The sequence below is a fragment of the Bilophila sp. 4_1_30 genome, from assembly GCF_000224655.1.
GTDB classification, from domain to species: domain Bacteria; phylum Desulfobacterota; class Desulfovibrionia; order Desulfovibrionales; family Desulfovibrionaceae; genus Bilophila; species Bilophila wadsworthia.
This window is the reverse complement of record NZ_JH114279.1, coordinates 1-819: the sequence shown is the minus strand read 5'-3', so window position 1 is coordinate 819 and position 819 is coordinate 1. Positions and strand designations below refer to the sequence as shown.

1 protein-coding gene is annotated in these 819 nt (G+C 58.7%); it reads right to left on the bottom strand.

The genetic code is table 11. The annotated features are described in order from the left end of the window. Window positions 1-449: hypothetical protein (locus tag HMPREF0178_RS22240; protein WP_198135021.1), on the bottom strand; the 449-nt coding region annotated here is incomplete at its 3' end. Between the last annotated feature and the right edge of the window lie 370 nt (window positions 450-819).

The following is an 819-nucleotide window of genomic DNA, read 5'->3' as shown; positions in this document are numbered from 1 at the left end:
TGCTGCCCGGCGGTTGCGGGCGGCACAAGGCCGCTCGTCCCGGCAGTCGATGCCGTTGCACCATCGTATTCGGGGACGGAGATGATGCCGTTGGTGTTGCGGAAACCGTCGCCGAATTTGTTGTACGAAACCAATTCGACCCACGGAAACCACTCACGGGTTACGCCCCACGACTGAGTGCGCACAAAGATACGTGCGGAATCCGCACGAGTAGCACCACCTATAATAGTGAGACGTTGCATTAATCTCGCAAATGAAGACACAAAACTTGCCGATCTATTATCTCTTACTTCTAGTACGCCATCTGCATATTGGTTTTTGTTCAGGATGCCGTCAGGTGCGGATGTTGTTGTATTATCCCACAGGACATGAAAATTGCCCGGCGTCGTAGCATCGTCAAAGCTCGATAAGACGGTACGGGATGGGAACTCAGGAAGATACTCATCCACCAAGTACCCCCGCGCGCTCGCCAGATCCTCAAGATCCCCCCAATAGCCACGTCCTTCACGATGATCACGCCGCCCGCATCGGCCTGCGTGGTCTTCCCGTCGACCTTAGACAGCCCCGCGTGGCTTTCCGACGCATACCCGACATTGGCGAGGTCCTGCGCCTCGTCGCGGGCCGCTTCCGCCGCCTTCTGCGCGTTGGCCGCAGCGGTTGCGGAAGAGGATGCCGCATTCTTCGAAGCAAGGGCCGACGTCTCGGACGTCTTCGCAGCCTTAGCGGATGCGGCGGCTTCCCCGGCCTTCGTCGTTGCCGTAGCCGCTGACGAGGCCGCGCTGTTCTTTGACGCGAGAGCCGAGGTTTCGCTGGCTTTTG